Source organism: Streptomyces sp. NPDC029122, assembly GCF_055569445.1.
In genome coordinates, this window is the sequence record NZ_JBVHWK010000004.1 from 212,746 (window position 1) to 230,673 (window position 17,928).

Genomic DNA, 17,928 nt, shown 5'->3' on the forward strand with positions numbered 1-17,928 from the left:
CGATGAAACTCGCAGTGGTGGGCGGCGGTTCCACCTACACGCCCGAACTGGTCGACGGCTTCGCACGGATGCGCGACACCCTGCCCGTCGGCGAACTCGTACTGATCGACCCCGCCGCCGAACGGCTGGAGCTGGTCGGCGGCCTGGCCCGGCGGATCTTCGCCCGCCAGGGCCACCCGGGGCGCGTCACCACCACCTCCGACCTGGACGCGGGCGTGGCCGGCGCCGACGCGGTGCTGCTCCAGCTGCGCGTCGGCGGGCAGGCGGCCCGGCTCCAGGACGAGACCTGGCCCCTGGAGTGCGGCTGCGTCGGCCAGGAGACCACCGGTGCGGGCGGGCTCGCCAAGGCCCTGCGGACCGTCCCGGTGGTCCTCGACATCGCCGAGCGGGTCCGCCGGGCCGCCCCGGACGCCTGGATCATCGACTTCACCAACCCGGTCGGGATCGTCACCCGGGCCCTGCTCGGGGCCGGGCACAAGGCGGTCGGGCTGTGCAACGTCGCCATCGGCTTCCAGCGGAAGTTCGCCGCTCTGCTGGGCGTGGCGCCCGCCGAGGTCCACCTCGACCACGTCGGCCTCAACCACCTGACCTGGGAACTCGGGGTGCGCCTCGGCGGCCCGGACGGTCCCGACGCGCTGCCGCGCCTGCTGGCCGAGCACGGGGACGCCGTCGCCGCCGACCTGCACCTGCCGCGGGCGCTGCTGGACCGGCTCGGCGTGGTGCCCTCCTACTACCTGCGCTACTTCTACGCGCACGACCAGGTGGTACGGGAACTCGGCGAGAAGCCCTCGCGGGCCGCCGAGGTCGCCGCGATGGAGCGGGAACTCCTCGCCCTGTACGCGGATCCCGCGCTCGACGAGAAGCCCGCGCTGCTGGCCCGGCGGGGCGGGGCCTTCTACTCGGAGGCGGCCGTGGACCTCGCGGCGGCCCTGCTCGGCGGCGGCGGACCGTCCGTCCAGGTCGTCAACACCCGCAACGGCGGGACGCTGCCCTTCCTGGCGGACGACGCCGTGATCGAGGTCCAGGCGCGGGTCGGCGGCGACGGCCCGGTACCGCTGCCCGTGCCCCGGCTCGATCCCCTGTACGCCGGGCTGGTCGCGCACGTCAGCGCCTACGAGGACCTGGCGCTGGACGCGGCCCTGCGCGGCGGGCGCGAGCGGGTCCTCAAGGCCCTCCTCGCCCATCCGCTCGTCGGACAGTACGACCTGGCCGAGGGGCTGACCGACCGGCTGCTCGCGCACAACAAGGAGCACCTGCCGTGGGCGTAGCCGTCCCCGCCGCCCACTGCGGCCCCGCCGTCCTCGCGATCGACGCCGGCAACAGCAAGACCGACGCCGCGCTCGTCGCCGCCGACGGCACGGTCCTCGGCACCGGGCGTGCCGGGGGCTTCCAGCCGCCCCGGACCGGTGTGGAGGCGGCCGTGGACGTGCTCGCCGAAGCCGTCTCGGCGGCGGCCGCGGCCGCCGGGCTGCCCGGGGTGCCGCGTGTCGCCCGGGTCTCGGCCTGTCTGGCCAACGTGGACCTGCCGGTGGAGGAACGCCGGCTCACCGAGGCGGTCGCGGCGCGCGGCTGGGGCGCGGCCACCGAGGTGCGCAACGACACCTTCGCGATCCTGCGGGCGGGAGTGGACGCCCCGTTGGGGGTCGCCGTGGTCTGCGGGGCGGGCATCAACTGCGTGGGCATGCTGCCCGACGGGCGCACCGCCCGCTTCCCCGCCCTCGGGCAGATCTCCGGGGACTGGGGCGGCGGGGGCGGCCTGGCGCAGGAGGCCCTGTGGTGGGCGGCGCGGGCCGAGGACGGGCGGGGCGGGCCGACGGCTCTGGCGACGGCCCTGCCCGGGCACTTCGGGCTGGCGTCGATGGCCGCGCTGATCGAGGCGGCGCACCTGGGCACGCTGGCCCGGGAGCGGCTGCACGAGCTGGTGCCGGTGCTGTTCGCGGTGGCGGCGGCGGGGGATCCGGTGGCCTCGGCGCTCGTGGAGCGGCAGGCCGACGAGGTGGTGGCGATGGCCTCGGTGGCCCTGGAGCGGCTCGGGCTGCTGGAGCGGGAGGTGCCGGTGCTGCTGGGCGGCAGTGTGCTCGCGGCCCGGCACCCGCAGCTGAACGGCCGCATCGAGGAGTTGCTGGCCGTCCGCGCGCCCCGGGCCCGGGTGTCGGTGGTCACCGCCCCGCCGGTGCTGGGGGCCGCCCTGCTGGGGCTGGACGCCCTGGGCGCGCCGGCCGGGGCCGCGGCGAGGCTGCTTACCCATTTGAGTGAACCCGCGCCGGGCACCGCGGCGGCCGGAACCACGGGGGCCGCTGAGGCGTATTGACGGTGAAGGGCATCGACGGTGAAGGGTGACGGGGGGATCCGCAAGGGTAGGAGCAGGCGCGGCGACGGCCGGGGCGGCCCGGGAGGGGGGATCGTCCAAGATCGGGCACCGGGTGCTGTGGCCGGGCGCCACTACGGCCATACTGCTGCGGAGCAGAGGGACCGAGGGGGAGGTCACGGTGGCCATCACGACACGCGCGCCGGCGCCCGGGGGCGGTACCTCCGGGGCGCCCGCCGGACCGGCCGGGAGACCGCCCGCGCCGCAGGGGCGCGGTACCGCCTGGGCGGAGGGCGTGGAGCGGCTGCGCGCCGCGGCGACGACCGAGCCGGGCCGGCTGCGGATCATCGGTGCGGTACTGGCCGCCCTGGTCGTCCTGTTCGGCGCGGTGGCGGTGTGGGAGGTCTCCGGCCGGGTCACGGCCGCGGAGGACGTGGTGGACCGCAGCCAGCCGCTGAGCGCGGACGCGGCGAGCATCTACCGTTCCCTCGCCGATGCCGACACGGCCTCCTCCAGCGGCTTCCTCGCGGGCGCCCAGGAGCCCCGGGAGGTCCGCCAGCGCTACGAGAAGGACATCGCGAACGCCTCCCGGCTGCTGGTGAGCGCGGCCGCCAACACCGGGGCCGGCGGGGAGTCGCGCAAGGAGATCGCGCTGCTCGGCGAGCAACTGCCCCGCTACACCGGGCTGATCGAGCAGGCCCGGGCGACGAACCGGCAGGGCCTGCCGCTGGGCGGCGCCTACCTGCGCCACGCCAACGAGCAGATGAGCACGGTGCTGCTGCCCGCGGCCCAGCGGCTGTACGAGGCGGAGACGGGCCGGCTGTACACGGACTACGACGAGGCCCGGTCCTGGCCGGTGGCGGCGACGGGCGCGGGCGTGCTCGCGCTGGGCGCCCTGGTGTGGGCGCAGCGGCGCACGTACCGGCGGACCAACCGGGTCTTCAACCACGGAATGCTGGCGGCGACGGCCGCGGCGGCGGCGGCGCTGCTGTGGCTGACGGTGGGGCAGTCGGTGGCGCGGGCCGGGCTGGGCGAGGCGAGGGCGGACGGGCAGGAGTCCCTGAAGGTGCTCAACGACGCCCGGATCGCCTCGCTCCAGGCGCGGGCGAACGAGAACCTGACGCTGATCGCGCGGGGCGCCGTACTGGCCGAGGACAAGAAGTCCGACAAGTACGACGTGGACTACGAGAAGAACATGAAGCAGCTCGACGCGGGTCTGGCGCGGGCGCTGCGGCTGGCGGACGACGGGAGCGGCCGCGAGCCGGTCTCGAAGGCCGTGGCGGGCGTGGCGCAGTGGAAGCAGCGGCACGCGGCGGCCCGGGACGCCGATATGAAGGGCGACTACGAGCAGGCGCTGCTCCAGGTCATCGGGGACGAGCGGCACAAGGACAGCAGCGGGGCCTCGTTCGACACGGTGGACGCCTCCCTGGAGCGGGCCGTGGCCCATGAGCAGAAGCAGTTCACCCTGGCCGCCCGGGACGGGCTCGGCGCGCTGGGCGGGCTGGTGACGGGCGCGGCGGTGCTGGCGCTCGCCGGCGCGGCGGCGGCCCTCCTCGGCATCGGTCGCAGGCTTTCGGAGTACAGGTGAGATCGATGCGGATACGAGGGACACGGCCGGAGCGGAACGAGCCGTACGGGACGCCGCGGGAGGCGGAGGGCACTGTGCCGCGGCCGTCCGGCGCGGCCCGGGTGCGGCGCGCGGCCGGCCGGCTGCGCGGCTGGGGCGGGGTCAGCGCCATGGCCGCGGCCTGCGGGGTGACGGCGGCGGCGGTGCTGCTGCCGCTGGCCGGGTCCCCGGCGGCGGGCGGGCCCGGGACGGTCCGCGAGCCGGCTTCGGTGGCCGCGGCCCCGTACCAGCCGGCCGACACCTGCCAGGACCCGGAGGCCAGCCTGCGCCCGTCGGGGCTGGACGGCCCGGCGATCGAGCGGATCCGCAAGGCGGGCAAGCTCGTGGCGGGCGTGGACCAGAACAGTTTCAAGTGGGGCTACCGCAATCCGGACGGCCGCCTGGACGGTTTCGACATCGACCTGGTGAAGGCGATAGCGAAGGACATCCTGGGCAGTGAGGACCTGGTCATCTACCGGGCCATCCCGACCAGTCAGCGCGTCCCGGCGCTCCAGGAGGGCCGGGTCGACATCGTCGTGCGGACCATGACGATCAACTGCAAGCGCCTGGAGGACGTGGCCTTCTCGACGGCCTACTTCGAGGCCGGCCAGCAGGTGCTGGCCCCCAAGGGCTCGCCGATCACCGGGTACGACGCCTCGCTGAAGGGCCGCCGCATCTGCACGGCGGCCGGTTCCACGGCGGAGGCGGCCCTGAGGTCCCGGTCGTACGGGTCGGTCGGGGTGTCGGTGCCGAACCAGCTGGACTGCCTGGTGCGGCTCCAGCTGGGCGAGGTGGACGGGATCATCACGGACAACGCGCTGGCCGCCGGGCAGGCGGCGCAGGACCCGTCGGTCCAGCTGGTCGGGGCGCCCTTCACCCGCGAGTTCTACGGGGTGGCGATGAACAAGGACGCCTCCGACCTGGTGCGCCGGGTGAACAAGGTGCTGGAGAACTTCCGGGCGGGCGGTGACCAGAGCCCGTGGGCGACCTCCTACAGGAAGCACTTTGAGGACGTCCTGCCGAAGGCCAGCGTGCCGCCGGCGCCCAAGTACCGGGACGGCTGAGGCACATGGCGGATTCGGAGCGGTACGTGAGCGAGCCTTACACGAGCGGGCCCCGTACGGGCGGGCCCCATCCGAGCGAGCTCCGTGCGCCCCTGCCGGGGGCGGGGCCGGCGGTGATGGACCGGGACGACGTCGACCGGGCGCTGGCCCGCCTGGGCGCGGAGCACGAGGCCGTCGAGACCTCCCTGCTCGCGCTCCAGGACCACGCGGGACGGCGGCTGCTGGAGGGGGCCGCGCTGAGCGGGGTCACCAAGGAGCGGTGGGCCGCCGCCGACGCGTCGGTGACCCGGCTGTGGACGTACTTCGACGCCTACAGCGGGGCGCTGGCCGCCGCCCGGAAGATCCGCGAGCGGCGCCGCTGGCCGAGCCGGGAGGACCTGGCCGAGCTGACGGAGCGGCTGCGCGGGCCCGGGGTGACGATCGCCGGGGCCGGGGTGGAGGGCGCGGCGCTGGCGGAGCGCTTCTCGCTGGCCGAGCTGGTGGCCCGGATGAACGAGCTGTACGCGTCCGCCCTGGACGTGGTGGTCGCCGCCGACGCGGTGTGGTCGGCGCTGCCCGCGCGGATCGACCTGCTCGCCGCCGAGCTGCACCGGACGCGTTCGCTGGCGCACTCGGTGGGGGTCCGGCCGGGCGAGCACCCCTCGGGGGACGACCTGGAGGAGATCACCGCCGAGCTGACGCGGCTGCGGGAGGCGGTGATCGCCGACCCGCTGGCCTTCTGGGTGCCGGCGGCGGGGAGTTCCGCCCCGGGCGGGGGCCGTCCGGACACCGCCCGCTACGACCGGGCTGCGCGCGCGCTGGACGACGTACGCCGGGAGGTGGAAGCGGTCCTGACGGTACGGCAGGACGCGGAACAGCGGCTGATCGCGGTACGGGACCTGCTGTCGCGCGCCGACCGGACCCTGGCGGAGGCGCGGGCGGCGCGCGGCGAGGTGCTGGCGAAGATCGCGGCGTCGGAGGTGCCGGCGGTCAGCGGCCCGCCGACGGCCCTCCAGGAACAGCTGGCGGCGGCGGCCGAGTACCGGCGGCGGTCGCAGTGGCACCGGCTGTCCCCGCTGCTGGACGCTCTGGAGGACCGGGCCGAGGAGGAACTGCGGCGGGCCCGTGAATCGTTGACGGCGGTGACGGCGCCCCTGGCGGTACGGGCCGAGCTGCGCGGGCGGCTCGACGCGTACAAGGCGAAGGCGGCCCGGCACGGCATGGCGGAGGACCCGCTGCTGATCGAGCGGTACGACGCGGCCCGGCGGATGCTGTGGAGCGCGCCCTGCGACCTGCGGGCCGCGGAGCAGGCGGTCCGGCGCTACCAGCAGGCGACGGCGGAGGCCCTGACGTCGCAGGAACACCGGCCCGCGCGGCCGGGGGAGGAGGAGGCATGACGCCGATCGGAACGCCCTGCCTTCGCCCCGGCTGCCCGGGTGCGTACGAGGACATGGGCGGCGGCGGGCTCTACTGCGACACCTGCGGGCTCGCGCCGGTGGGTGCGGTCGCCGCGGGCGCGGAGGAGCTGGTGTCGCCGCCGACCGGGATGACGAGCGCCGCCCGGCACGGCGACTCCCGGGGTTCGGCGGGTTCGCGCGGTTCCGGCCGTTCCTCGGCCTCGGCCCGTTCGTCGCGGTCCTCGCGCTCCTCCTCCTCGCGCCGTTCGGTGTCCGGCCGGCTGTCGCGTTCGCTGGCCGGCAGCGCGTCCAGCCGGTCGGTGTCGGTGCGCAGTTCGGGCTCGGCCGCGTCCTCGTCGGGGCGCGGCCGGCTGGGCGCGGGGCTGGTCAGCGTGCCCGAGGTGCCGCGTCCGGATCCGTCGGCGGCGGTGCTGGAGAACCCGGAGGTGCCGGAGCGCAAGCGGTTCTGCTCGCGCTCGGACTGCGGGGCTCCGGTGGGCCGGGCGCGCGGGGACCGGCCGGGGCGCACGGAGGGCTTCTGCACCAAGTGCGGGCACCCGTACTCCTTCGTGCCGAAGCTGCGCGCCGGGGACGTGGTGCACGGCCAGTACGAGGTGGCGGGCTGCCTCGCGCACGGCGGGCTCGGCTGGGTCTACCTGGCGGTGGACCGGGCGGTGTCGGACCGGTGGGTGGTGCTCAAGGGCCTGCTCGACACCGGGGACCAGGACGCGATGGAGGCGGCGATCTCCGAGCGGCGCTTCCTCGCGGAGATCGAGCACTCCAACATCGTGCGGATCTACAACTTCGTGGAGCACCTGGACCAGCGGACCGGTTCGCTGGACGGGTACATCGTCATGGAGTACGTGGGCGGCAAGTCGCTGAAGGAGATCGCCAACGAGCGGCGCCGGCCTGACGGGCGGCGCGATCCGCTGCCGGTGGAGCAGGCCTGCGCGTACGGGATCGAGGCCCTGGAGGCCCTCGGGCACCTGCACAGCCGCAACCTCCTGTACTGCGACTTCAAGGTCGACAACGCGATCCAGCAGCAGGACCAGCTGAAGCTGATCGACATGGGCGCGGTCCGGCGGATGGACGACGAGGAGTCGGCCATCTACGGCACGGTGGGCTATCAGGCGCCCGAGGTGGCGGAGCTGGGTCCCTCGGTGGCCTCGGACCTGTACACGGTGGCGCGCACCCTGGCGGTGCTGACCTTCGACTTCCAGGGCTACACGAACGTGTTCGTGGACTCGCTGCCGGATCCGGAGCACATCGAGGTGTTCCAGCGGTACGAGTCCTTCTACCGGCTGCTGGTACGGGCGACCGATCCGGATCCGCGGCGCCGGTTCGCGTCCGCGCAGGAGATGGCGGACCAGCTGACGGGTGTGCTGCGGGAGGTGGTCGCGCTGCAGACGGGCCGGCCGCGGCCGCAGCTGTCGACGCTCTTCGGGCCGGAACTGCGGGTTCCGGACACCCGGCTGTACGCGGACGCGCCGGGGGCGGAGGTGTCCCGGCTGGGGGTGCGGTCCGTGGCGGCCGGGCGGGGCGGGCTGTTCGGCCGGCGCACCAGGAGCGCGAGTGCGGCGGGTGCTGCGGGTGCGGCCGGTGCGGTGTCCCCGGCGGGCGCGCCGTCCGCGGCGGTTCCCGGGCAGGGCACGGGTGCGGGTCCCACGGTGGCGCACGGGCCGGGCGTCGCGCACGGGCCGGCGGTGGCGCACGGGCTGGCGGTGGCGCACGGGCCGGCGCCCGTTCCGGCCGGCGTGCCGGGGCGGGCCGGGCCGGCCGGTGCCGCCGCCGTGCCCGCTCCGCCCGCCGGAGCCTCCCCCGCGGGGGGCGGCGCGGCGCTGCCCGCGCTCTCGACCACCGCCACGCACGTCGCCGGGGCCGCCGTGCCCGGGCCCCGGCAGGCGCCGCCGGCCACCGCGCACGCGCTGCCGCCGCTCCCGGCCCCGCGCACGCCGCCGCCGGCCACCGCCGGGCTCGCGGCCCTCGACGCCCGCGACACCGCACTGGCCCTGCCGGTGCCGCTGGTGGACCCCGCCGACCCCAATGCCGGCTTCCTCGCCGGCCTGCTCGCCTCCGCGCCCGCCGACCTGCTGGGCGCCCTCGGCGCGGCGCCGGCCGACTCCGTCGAACTGCGGCTGCGGGAACTGCGCGCCCGGCTCGAGCTGCGCGAACTGGCCGTCGCCGGCGACGCCCTGGCCCAGCTGGAGGCCCGGTACCCGGACGACTGGCGGGTGGTGTGGGCGCGCGGGATCGCCTCCCTGGCCACGGGAGACGACGAGATAGCGGCCCTGTCCTTCGACGCCGTCTACGACGCCTTCCCGGGCGAGCCCGCGCCGAAGCTGGCGCTCGGGCTGTGCGCGGAGATCCTGGGGCAGCTGGACAACGCCGCCGAGTACTACCGGCTCGTGTGGATCACCGACCCGGGCTTCGTGAGCGCGGCCTTCGGGCTGGCCCGGGTCCAGCTCGCGGCCGGCGACCGGGAGGCGGCGGTGCGCACCCTGGAATCCGTACCGGAGGCGTCGATCCACTACACCGCCGCACGGGTGGCGGCGGTACGGGCACGCCTGCGCGACCGTTCCCCGCAGGAGGAGCTGCTGGCCGACCTCGCGGCGGCTTCCGACCAGGTGGAGGCGCTGCGGCGGTTCGGCCTGGACCCGGAGCGGCAGGAGCGGCTGGCGACGGAGGTCCTGGGCTCCGCCCTGGACTGGGTACTGTCGGGCAGCCGGGGTGCCGACCCCGGCCGGACCTCGTTGCTCGGCAGTCAACTGGACGAGCGGGGGCTGCGCTTCGGCCTGGAACGCTCCTACCGCGTCCTCGCCCGGCTGGCGCAGCGGGGCGAGGAGCGGATCGAACTGGTGGAACGGGCAAACCGTTTCCGTCCCCGGACGTGGGTGTGAGTGATGTCGATGCATCGGCCGTCGGGCTGCCCCAGCTGCGCGGAGCCCCTGGAGGAGGGTGACCGTTTCTGCGGCGTATGCGGATACGCCCTCTCCGCCGCGCCCCCCGCCACGGATCCCACCCCGACCCTCCCGGTCACCCCCACCCGGGGCGTGGCGGACCGGGCCGGGCACGAGCCCCCGGCGTCCGACCCCGCCGAGACCCCGGCGGCCGTGGCCCCGGAGCGGCCCGGCTCCGGCGTCCCCGCACCCGGCGCCGCCGAGCCGGCCCCCGTCCCGGCCGGGGCCGCGCACCACGCCGTCCCGGGCTACGGCGGACCCGCCGGGTACGGGGTGCCCGCACCCGGATGGGAGGGGGAGACCGGGCCGGACGCCCCCTGGGCCTCCGCCGCCGCGCCCGGGGAGCCGTACGGCGGCGCCGCGCGGGAAGACCCATATGCGGCCGGCGGCGGCCGCCACGACGCGCCCGGCACCACGCCCGAGGAGCCGTACGGCGGCGCCGCGCGGGAGGCCCCGTCCGGCACCCCGCAGGGCGAGGGCAGGACCTGCGTCGCCTGCCGCGCCGGGCACGTCGACACCGACGGGTACTGCGAGCACTGCGGCCACGCGCAGCCCCGGGAGCGGGACCACCTGGAGGAGGAGCTCTGCAGCGTCGCCGCCGTCAGCGACCGCGGCCTGCGCCACCACCGCAACGAGGACTCCTTCGCCGTGTCGGCCACCGCCCTGCCCGACGGCTCCGCGGCCACCGTCGCCATCGTCTGCGACGGCGTCTCCTCCGCCAGCCGCCCCGACGAGGCGTCGGCCGCCGCCGCCGGCGCCGCCAACGAGGCGCTCCTCGAAGCCCTTCCGCGCGGCGCCAACCCGGCCGAGGCGATGCACGGGGCGATTCTCGCGGCGGCCGCCGCGGTGGCCGCCCTCGCCCCGCCGGCGCCCGGCGCGCAGAACGCCCCCGCCTGCACGCTCGTCGGGGCCGTCGTCAGCGGCGGTGTGCTGACCATCGGCTGGGTCGGCGACAGCCGCGCCTACTGGGTGCCGGACGACCGCGCCGCCCTGGCCCGCCGGCTCACCGAGGACGACTCCTGGGCCGCCCAGATGGTCGCGGCGGGCCTGATGGGAGAGGCCGAGGCCTACGCCGACGTCCGGGCCCACGCCATCACCGGCTGGCTCGGGGCCGACGCGTACGACCTCGAACCGCACACCGCCAGCTTCAGACCCGACCACCCCGGCGTGGTGGTCGTCTGCACCGACGGCCTGTGGAACTACGCCGAGTCCGCGCGGGAGATGGCCCGGCTCCTGCCGGCGGACGCCGCCGCCCGCCCGCTGCACAGCGCGCAGGTACTGGTGGGACACGCCCTGGACGGGGGCGGCCACGACAACATCACCGTCGCCGTCGTGCCCTTCGGCGACCCGGCGGAGGCCCCGCCGGAGGCGCGGACGGAAACGCATGCGGAAGCACCCGCGCGACCGGAAGCGGAACCCGAAGCGGAACCGCAGGTCCGCCCCCAGGGCTGACCGCCCGCCCCAGCCGGCCCGGAGGAGGAGTCCAACCGATGGCGAACTTCGCCAAACCGAGCGCCCCCCGCTTCAGCGTGGAGGTGTACCAGAACGAGTTCCTGCCCGCGGGCGGGCGCGACGTGCACGCCATCGTGACGGTCACCTCCACCGGCGGAGCCACGGCCACCGCCGCGTACGCGCCCGGCCAGGACGCGGCCGTCGTGATCATGGTGGACTGCTCCGGCTCCATGGAGTACCCGCCCGACAAGATGCGCGGCGCCCGCGAGGCCACCGCCGCCGCGATCGACACCCTCCGCGACGGCACGGCCTTCGCCGTGATCGCCGGCACGCACGAGGCCAAGGAGGTCTACCCGGGCCGGGGCGGCCTCGCCACCGCCGGACCGGCCACCCGCGCCCAGGCCAAGGAGGCCCTGCGCGGCCTGCACGCCGGCGGCGGCACGGCCATCGGGACCTGGCTGCGGCTCGCCGACGGCCTGCTGCGCCGGACCCCGGCCCCGATCCGGCACGGCATCCTGCTCACCGACGGCCGCAACGAGCACGAGGACCCGGCGGTGCTGCGCGCCACCCTCGAGGCCTGCGCCGGCCGCTTCACCTGCGACGCGCGCGGGGTGGGCACGGACTGGGAGGTGAAGGAGGTGACGGGGATCGCGAGCGCGCTGCTCGGCTCCGCCGACATCGTCGCCGATCCGGCGCGTCTCGCCGAGGACTTCACGCGCATGATGGAGAAGGTCATGGGCAAGGAGGTCGCGGACGTCGCGCTGCGCCTGTGGACCCCGGTCGGCGCGGAGATCCAGTACGTCAAGCAGGTCTCGCCTTCCGTCCAGGACCTGACGGGCCGCCGCACCGGGGCGGGCCCGCGCGCCGGGGACTACCCGACGGGCTCCTGGGGCGACGAGTCCCGCGAGTACCACGTGTGCGTCCGGGTGCCCGGCGGTTCCGTCGGCCAGGAGATGCTGGCCGCCCGGGCCTCGCTCGTCCTGCCCGGGCCGGACGGCGAGCCGCGTCCGCCGCTCGCCCAGGGGCTGGTCCGGGCGGTGTGGACGGACGACCTGGCCGCTTCGACGGCCATCAGCCCGCAGGTGGCGCACTACACGGGCCAGGCGGAGCTCGCGGAGGCTATCCAGCAGGGGCTGGAAGCCCGCAAAATGGGCGATGTCGACGGCGCGACGGCGAAACTGGGCCGTGCCGTCCAGCTGGCGAGCGCCTCCGGCAACGCCGACACCGCGAAACTGCTCGCGAAGGTGGTGGATGTCGTGGACGCGGTGGCGGGTACTGTGCGGCTGAAGGCGAAGGTCGCCGATGCCGACGAGATGACCCTTGAAACGCGTTCGACGCAGACCGTCCGAGTGAAGAAGACCTGAGAAGAAGCCTGACGCGATGACGCAGGGAGAAGGGGGAGCCGCCGCGATGCCGACCTGCCCGAACGGCCACCAGTCCGCCTCCGACGACTGGTGCGAGGTCTGCGGCCACCGGATGGCCGCCCCCGCGGGCACCTCCGCGGCGCCCACCCACGGCTACGGCTACCCGCCCACCGGCGGAGAGCCGACCGCGCAGGCCGAGCTGTGCCCGCGGTGCCGGACCCCGCGCGAGGCGATGGCCCCCTTCTGCGAGGAGTGCCGGTACAACTTCCTCACCCGCACGGCGACTCCGTACGCTGCGGAGGCCGGTCCCGGCACGGTCGGCACGCCGCCGCCCCCGCCCCCGCCGCCGGTTCCGCCCCAGCCGGTGTTCTCCCAGGACCACTTCGACTACCAGGGCTCCCGCCCGTCGCGGGTCAACCGCCCGGCGGAGCCGCTCCAGGGCGAGGACGACTGGCTGCTCCAGCCGCCCGCCCCGGAACGGCCCGCGCGGCCGCAGCCGGTAGAGCGGGAGTACCAGCAGCCCGACCCGCAGCCCGAGTACCAGCCGGCCGCGTACCCACAGCCGCAGCCGTCGCCGCCGGCGCGGCAGGAGTCCGTCCCCGACCTGAACGGCGGCGCCTCCTGGTCGGCGACGATCGGCCCCGACCGTTCGTACTTCACGGCCATGATGCGGCGCAGCGGTCCCGAGGCCGCCGCCCTCAACCTGCCCGCGTACTCCCCGGAACTGCACCTTCCGCTCTCCGGGGGCCAGATCACCATCGGCCGCCGCCGCGCCTCCACGGGAGAGTCCCCCGACATCGACCTGTCCGTGCCGCCGGAGGACCCGGGCGTCTCCCACCAGCACGCCGTGCTCGTCCAGCAGCCGGACCTGACCTGGGCCGTGGTCGACCAGAACTCCACCAACGGCACCACCATCAACGGCGGCGAGGAGCCCATCCAGCCGTACGTCCCGGTACCCCTCGCCGACGGCGACCGCGTCCACGTCGGCGCCTGGACCACCATCACCGTCCGCCGCGGCTAGGTCGTCTCTTTCGGATCTTGCCGGTTAAGCCCGCGTCGTCCGGTGCCGTGCATCGCAAGGCGGAGCGGCTCCCGATTACTGGACGTCCTCGGGTGCCGCGACAACGCGGCGAGGTGCGGTACCGGGCGGCGCGGGTGTGGGGGCACCTCCCAGCGGTAGCTGGGGGAGCAAGATCCGGAAGAGACGGCCTAGTCCGGCCCGCTCAGGTCTCCTCCCCCAGGGGCCACACGTAGGGCCCCTGGGGATCGTCGAGCCAGGCCCACTGCCCCTCCGGGGTGACGGTGACGCCGAACCGCTCGCGCGCCGGGCGGCCCTCGCCGCGCCACAGGTCGAGCGCCTCGCGGGGGTGGAGCACTCCCGCCGTCAGGATCAGCAGGAACTGGAAGCGCTCGTTCTCCACCAGTTCGTACGGGATCCCGTGCAGCGGCCCGGTCGCCCCGGGGGGTCCCGGCGCGGCCGTGGCGCCGCGCAGCGGGACGAAGTACGCGGAGGTGTGCAGGAAGCGGCCCTCCGCGAAGGCGGCGTCCCGGACGGTGAGCGCGATCAGCCCGGTCGACAGCGGGGCCAGGATCCGCGCCCCCGGCCGGCACTGTCCGAGCCAGGCGGGCGGGATCAGCGGCAGGGTGCAGGTCACCAGGATCCGGTCGAAGGGCGCCCGGGCCAGGCAGCCGCGCGCCCCGTCCCCGGTGACGACGGTGGGCCGGTAGCCGAGCAGCGCCAGGTGGGAGCGTGCCGACTCGGTGATCTCCTCGTCCAGGTCCACCGTGGTGACGTGCTCGTCGCCGAGCCGGTGGCAGAGCAGGGCCGCGTTGTAGCCGGTCCCGGTACCGATCTCCAGCACGTTGTGCCCGTCGCGCACGTCCAGCGCGTGCAGCATCTTCGCCATCAGGGAGGGCTGGCTGCTGGAGGAGACCAGCTCGCCGTCGCGCAGCCTCGTCGCGAGCGGGGCGTCCGTGTACACCCCGCGCAGCCAGCGGGCCCGGTGCTCGGGGTCCGGGTCCTCGGCCCACAGCCGCTCGTGCCCGGCTCCACGGCCGGTCCAGAAGTACGGTACGAACAGGTGCCGGGGCACGGCGGCGAACGCCGCCCGCCAGGCCGGGTCCTCCAGCACACCGGCGGCTGTGAGTTCCCGTACCTGGGCGGCGTGCGCGACCGCGCGCAGGTCCCTCTTCCCGGCCTTCGCCGTGCTCATGTCTCCACTGTGCTGCGGGCGGGCTCCGGAGGCGACCTCTCGGCGGGGGCCGTCGCCCGTGGTCCTGGGACCGGCGTCCTCCGTCCGGGCGTCTGAGACGATGGACGGGTGAATGACGATCCGCAGAGCACGGTGCAGGAGACGACCTTCTACGAGCAGGTCGGCGGCGAGGAGACCTTCCGCCGTCTGGTCCACCGCTTCTACCAGGGGGTCGCGGGGGATCCGCTGCTGCGCCCGATGTACCCGGAGGAGGACCTCGGGCCCGCCGAGGAGCGGTTCGCGCTGTTCCTGATGCAGTACTGGGGCGGCCCGACGACGTACAGCCGCGACCGGGGGCACCCGCGGCTGCGCATGCGGCACGCGCCGTTCCAGGTGGACGCGGCCGCGCACGACGCGTGGCTGGGCCACATGCGCGTGGCGGTGGACGAGCTGGGCCTGGCGCCGGAGCACGAGGCGCAGCTGTGGCGGTACCTGACCTACGCGGCCGCCTCGATGATCAACACCCCGGGATAGTCCCGCGGAGTACTAGACCGGCCGTACCTGGAGGGTGCCCAGCCCTCCGGTGCCTCCGGGGCGGCGGGTGGCGACGGACCCGTACGGGGTGCTGAGCCGGAGCCAGCCGCCGGAGGCGAACAGGGCCACCGGGGCGGGAGCGCCCGCGGCGGGGGCGCCGGCGGGCACGGTGGTGCGTACCGGCCGCAGGAAGCCCAGCGACTGGGCGGCGTGCACGGCGCGCAGCGGCAGTTCGGTGTCGCCCAGGGTCCGCGACCAGATCTCGCGGCCGATGCGGTCCCGCTCGGAGCGGGTCCGGTGCTGCGGGGGCAGGGCCTCGTCGCGGGCCCGGAACTCGGCGACGGCGGCGGCGACGGCGTCCCGTACCGCCTCGGGGCCGGGCAGGCCGGGGACCGGCTGCCAGCCGCCGCGGGGCGGCAGGACCCCCGTCCAGGGCGGGCCGGTGACCGCGCCGGGGACGGTGACGGCGGCACCGTCCTCGTCCACGGCCTCCAGCAGCTCGCCCGCAGAGACGGTGACGTCCAGCGGGGTCGCGAGGGGCTCGGCGAGGCGTGCGGTGCGGACGGCCAGCACCTCGAAGGAGGGCGGCCGCCCGAAGACGGCGAGCGCGCCGCCGCCCGCCCGCGCCTGCAGGCGGACCGCGGCGGCGCGGTCGTAGTGCACCAGCCGGCCCAGGAAGGCGGCGAGGTCCGCCGCCTCCCCGGAGTCGGCGAGGCGCAGCTGTCCGTTCATGCCGCGAGGCGCCCTTCGGCGGCCGCCGGAGCGTTCTCGGGCGTGTCGAGGTACTGCTCGAGGAAGTGCCGCTCCTCGGCCGTGATGCGGCGGGGCCGCCCCTCGGCGAGGTTGTAGGGCACGACCACCGTCTCGGCACGGACGTAGACGGTCTCCGGGGTGTCCTCGGTCGCCTCGTCCTTGACCTCGTAGCGGATGGTCAGGGAGGCGGCGCCGATCCGGGTCACCCAGGACTCGATCAGCACCGGCTCGTGACGGTGCACGAGGGGCAGCTTGTAGTCGATCTCGTGACGGGCCACGACGGAGCCGCCCGTGAAGGAGTCGCTGCCCTCCCCCGGCGCCAGGCGGAACATGAAGTCGATGCGCGCCTCCTCCAGGTAGCGGAGGAAGACGACGTTGTTGACGTGCCCGAAGGCATCCATGTCCGCCCAGCGGAGGGGGCACCGGTAGTGGTGTCTGGCCATGGCTGCGGCCTAGCCCCGGGTGAGCTTCTTGTAGGTGGCGCGGTGCGGACGGGTGGCGTCCGGGCCGAGCCGCTCGACCTTGTTCTTCTCGTAGGACTCGAAGTTGCCCTCGAACCAGAACCACTTCGACTCGCCCTCGTAGGCGAGGATGTGCGTCGCGACCCGGTCCAGGAACCAGCGGTCGTGGGAGACGACCACGGCCGCACCCGGGAACTCCAGCAGCGCGTTCTCGAGCGAGCCGAGGGTCTCGACGTCGAGGTCGTTGGTGGGCTCGTCGAGGAGCAGCAGGTTGCCGCCCTGCTTGAGGGTGAGCGCGAGGTTCAGGCGGTTGCGCTCACCGCCGGAGAGCACGCCGGCGGCCTTCTGCTGGTCCGGGCCCTTGAAGCCGAAGGCGCTGACGTACGCGCGGGACGGCATCTCGACGTTGCCGACGTTGATGTAGTCCAGCTCGTCCGACACGACCGCCCAGAGGGACTTCTTGGGGTCGATGTTGGCGCGGCCCTGGTCGACGTACGAGATCTTGACGGTCTCGCCGACCTTGATCTCGCCGGAGTCCGGGGCCTCCAGGCCCTGGATCATCTTGAAGAGCGTGGTCTTGCCGGCGCCGTTCGGGCCGATGATGCCGACGATGCCGTTGCGCGGCAGCGTGAAGGACAGGTCGTCGATGAGGACCTTGTCGCCGAACGCCTTCGAGAGGTTGTTGACCTCGACCACGATCGAGCCCAGGCGCGGGCCCGGCGGGATCTGGATCTCCTCGAAGTCGAGCTTGCGCATCTTGTCGGCCTCGGCCGCCATCTCCTCGTAGCGGGCGAGGCGGGCCTTGGACTTGGCCTGGCGGCCCTTGGCGTTGGAGCGGACCCACTCCAGCTCTTCCTTGAGGCGCTTGGCGCGCTTCTCGTCCTTCTTGCCCTCGACCTTGAGGCGCTCGGCCTTCTTCTCCAGGTAGGTGGAGTAGTTGCCCTCGTAGGGGTGGGCGCGGCCGCGGTCGAGCTCGAGGATCCACTCGGCGACGTTGTCGAGGAAGTAGCGGTCGTGGGTGACGGCCACGACGGCGCCCTTGTACTGGGCCAGGTGCTGCTCCAGCCAGTTCACGGACTCGGCGTCGAGGTGGTTGGTGGGCTCGTCGAGGAGCAGCAGGTCGGGGGCCTCCAGCAGCAGCTTGCAGAGGGCCACGCGGCGCTTCTCACCACCGGAGAGGTTGGTGACGGGCCAGTCGCCGGGCGGGCAGCCCAGGGCGTCCATGGCCTGCTCCAGCTGGGCGTCGAGGTCCCACGCGTTGGCGTGGTCCAGGTCGTCCTGGAGCTTGCCCATCTCCTCCATGAGCTCGTCGGTGTAGTTCGTCGCCATTTCCTCGGCGATCGCGTTGAACCGGTTGAGCTTGCCCTTGATCTCCGCGACGCCGTCCTCGACGTTCTCCAGGACCGTCTTGGACTCGTCGAGCTTCGGCTCCTGCATGAGGATGCCGACGGAGTAGCCGGGCGACAGGAAGGCGTCGCCGTTGGACGGCTGCTCGATGCCCGCCATGATCTTCAGGACGGTGGACTTGCCGGCGCCGTTCGGGCCGACAACGCCGATCTTCGCCCCCGGCAGGAAGTTCAGGAAGACGTCGTCGAGGATCACCTTGTCACCGTGCGCCTTGCGCGTCTTGCGCATGGTGTAGATGTACTCAGCCAAGAGAAACCGTCCGGCAGATCGATGGTGGGCAGATACACCCCATACTGCCGTACGTCCATCCCCCGGGGGAAACCCGTCCGAGTCCCGCCGGACACCGGGGGGTGCCTGGCCTGGGCATGGTGACCCTGGGTACGCCTGGTATGACAGGTACGACCGACCGGCACGACCGGCACGACCGGTGTGACGGGTACGACGGGTACGACGC

The 17,928-nt window shown here is 74.8% G+C and carries 14 protein-coding genes; 10 read left to right on the plus strand and 4 right to left on the minus strand.

Annotated elements, in window-relative coordinates:
* The first annotated feature begins 2 nt into the window (after nucleotides 1-2).
* The 9 genes from ACZ4WZ_RS07525 (at nucleotide 3) to ACZ4WZ_RS07565 (ending at nucleotide 13,148) form a co-directional block, all read left to right on the plus strand.
* Nucleotides 3-1,268, plus strand: a complete 1,266-nt coding sequence (locus ACZ4WZ_RS07525; protein ID WP_467886341.1) for a 6-phospho-beta-glucosidase — start codon at nucleotides 3-5, stop codon at nucleotides 1,266-1,268.
* Entirely contained in the window at nucleotides 1,259-2,311 is a 1,053-nt protein-coding gene (locus ACZ4WZ_RS07530; RefSeq protein ID WP_467886344.1) for an N-acetylglucosamine kinase, read from the plus strand. The genes ACZ4WZ_RS07525 and ACZ4WZ_RS07530 overlap by 10 nt, the downstream gene beginning before the upstream one ends.
* A gap of 178 nt (nucleotides 2,312-2,489) precedes the next feature.
* Entirely contained in the window at nucleotides 2,490-3,896 is a 1,407-nt protein-coding gene (locus ACZ4WZ_RS07535) for a hypothetical protein (protein WP_467886346.1), read from the plus strand.
* Between the two features lie 149 nt (nucleotides 3,897-4,045).
* Complete coding sequence (locus tag ACZ4WZ_RS07540) at nucleotides 4,046-4,978, plus strand: glutamate ABC transporter substrate-binding protein (protein ID WP_467886617.1); 933 nt, start codon at nucleotides 4,046-4,048, stop codon at nucleotides 4,976-4,978.
* A 116-nt stretch (nucleotides 4,979-5,094) separates the two neighbouring features.
* Nucleotides 5,095-6,354, plus strand: coding sequence for a hypothetical protein (locus tag ACZ4WZ_RS07545; protein ID WP_467886619.1), 1,260 nt, complete (start codon nucleotides 5,095-5,097; stop codon nucleotides 6,352-6,354).
* Entirely contained in the window at nucleotides 6,351-9,251 is a 2,901-nt protein-coding gene (locus ACZ4WZ_RS07550) for a serine/threonine-protein kinase (RefSeq protein ID WP_467886349.1), read from the plus strand. Before ACZ4WZ_RS07545 ends, ACZ4WZ_RS07550 begins: the two co-directional genes overlap by 4 nt.
* Nucleotides 9,252-9,254: 3 nt before the next feature.
* Nucleotides 9,255-10,763, plus strand: coding sequence for a protein phosphatase 2C domain-containing protein (locus ACZ4WZ_RS07555; RefSeq protein WP_467886352.1), 1,509 nt, complete (start codon nucleotides 9,255-9,257; stop codon nucleotides 10,761-10,763).
* Nucleotides 10,764-10,801: 38 nt separating this feature from the next.
* Complete coding sequence (locus ACZ4WZ_RS07560) at nucleotides 10,802-12,127, plus strand: VWA domain-containing protein (RefSeq protein ID WP_467886355.1); 1,326 nt, start codon at nucleotides 10,802-10,804, stop codon at nucleotides 12,125-12,127.
* 16 nt (nucleotides 12,128-12,143) lie between these two features.
* A complete protein-coding gene (locus ACZ4WZ_RS07565; protein WP_467886358.1) occupies nucleotides 12,144-13,148 on the plus strand; it encodes an FHA domain-containing protein in 1,005 nt (334 codons plus the stop codon).
* A gap of 202 nt (nucleotides 13,149-13,350) precedes the next feature.
* Here ACZ4WZ_RS07565 and ACZ4WZ_RS07570 read toward each other — a convergent pair whose 3' ends face one another.
* A complete protein-coding gene (locus ACZ4WZ_RS07570; RefSeq protein ID WP_467886360.1) occupies nucleotides 13,351-14,340 on the minus strand; it encodes a methyltransferase domain-containing protein in 990 nt (329 codons plus the stop codon).
* A 108-nt stretch (nucleotides 14,341-14,448) separates the two neighbouring features.
* Between ACZ4WZ_RS07570 and ACZ4WZ_RS07575 the strand changes: the two genes are divergently transcribed.
* A complete protein-coding gene (locus tag ACZ4WZ_RS07575; RefSeq protein ID WP_388938846.1) occupies nucleotides 14,449-14,853 on the plus strand; it encodes a globin in 405 nt (134 codons plus the stop codon).
* A 12-nt stretch (nucleotides 14,854-14,865) separates the two neighbouring features.
* Here ACZ4WZ_RS07575 and ACZ4WZ_RS07580 read toward each other — a convergent pair whose 3' ends face one another.
* From ACZ4WZ_RS07580 to ettA, 3 genes are read right to left on the minus strand one after another with little or no spacing between them, the layout of a single operon-like run.
* Nucleotides 14,866-15,585, minus strand: coding sequence for a DUF8010 domain-containing protein (locus ACZ4WZ_RS07580; RefSeq protein ID WP_467886363.1), 720 nt, complete (start codon nucleotides 15,583-15,585; stop codon nucleotides 14,866-14,868).
* Nucleotides 15,582-16,049 (minus strand): acyl-CoA thioesterase, encoded by a 468-nt coding sequence (locus ACZ4WZ_RS07585; protein ID WP_467886366.1) that lies wholly within the window; start codon nucleotides 16,047-16,049, stop codon nucleotides 15,582-15,584. The genes ACZ4WZ_RS07580 and ACZ4WZ_RS07585 overlap by 4 nt, the downstream gene beginning before the upstream one ends.
* Nucleotides 16,050-16,058: 9 nt before the next feature.
* Entirely contained in the window at nucleotides 16,059-17,723 is a 1,665-nt protein-coding gene (ettA, locus tag ACZ4WZ_RS07590; RefSeq protein ID WP_388938841.1) for an energy-dependent translational throttle protein EttA, read from the minus strand.
* Between the last annotated feature and the right edge of the window lie 205 nt (nucleotides 17,724-17,928).

Coding starts and splice junctions, on each gene's coding strand:
- ACZ4WZ_RS07525 (WP_467886341.1), top strand. CDS start 3: ATGAAACTCGCAGTGGTGGGCGGCGGTTCCACCTACACGCCCGAACTG.
- ACZ4WZ_RS07540 (WP_467886617.1), top strand. CDS start 4,046: ATGGCCGCGGCCTGCGGGGTGACGGCGGCGGCGGTGCTGCTGCCGCTG.
- ACZ4WZ_RS07545 (WP_467886619.1), top strand. CDS start 5,095: ATGGACCGGGACGACGTCGACCGGGCGCTGGCCCGCCTGGGCGCGGAG.
- ACZ4WZ_RS07550 (WP_467886349.1), top strand. CDS start 6,351: ATGACGCCGATCGGAACGCCCTGCCTTCGCCCCGGCTGCCCGGGTGCG.
- ACZ4WZ_RS07555 (WP_467886352.1), top strand. CDS start 9,255: ATGTCGATGCATCGGCCGTCGGGCTGCCCCAGCTGCGCGGAGCCCCTG.
- ACZ4WZ_RS07560 (WP_467886355.1), top strand. CDS start 10,802: ATGGCGAACTTCGCCAAACCGAGCGCCCCCCGCTTCAGCGTGGAGGTG.
- ACZ4WZ_RS07565 (WP_467886358.1), top strand. CDS start 12,144: ATGACGCAGGGAGAAGGGGGAGCCGCCGCGATGCCGACCTGCCCGAAC.
- ACZ4WZ_RS07570 (WP_467886360.1), bottom strand. CDS start 14,340: ATGAGCACGGCGAAGGCCGGGAAGAGGGACCTGCGCGCGGTCGCGCAC.
- ACZ4WZ_RS07580 (WP_467886363.1), bottom strand. CDS start 15,585: ATGAACGGACAGCTGCGCCTCGCCGACTCCGGGGAGGCGGCGGACCTC.
- ACZ4WZ_RS07585 (WP_467886366.1), bottom strand. CDS start 16,049: ATGGCCAGACACCACTACCGGTGCCCCCTCCGCTGGGCGGACATGGAT.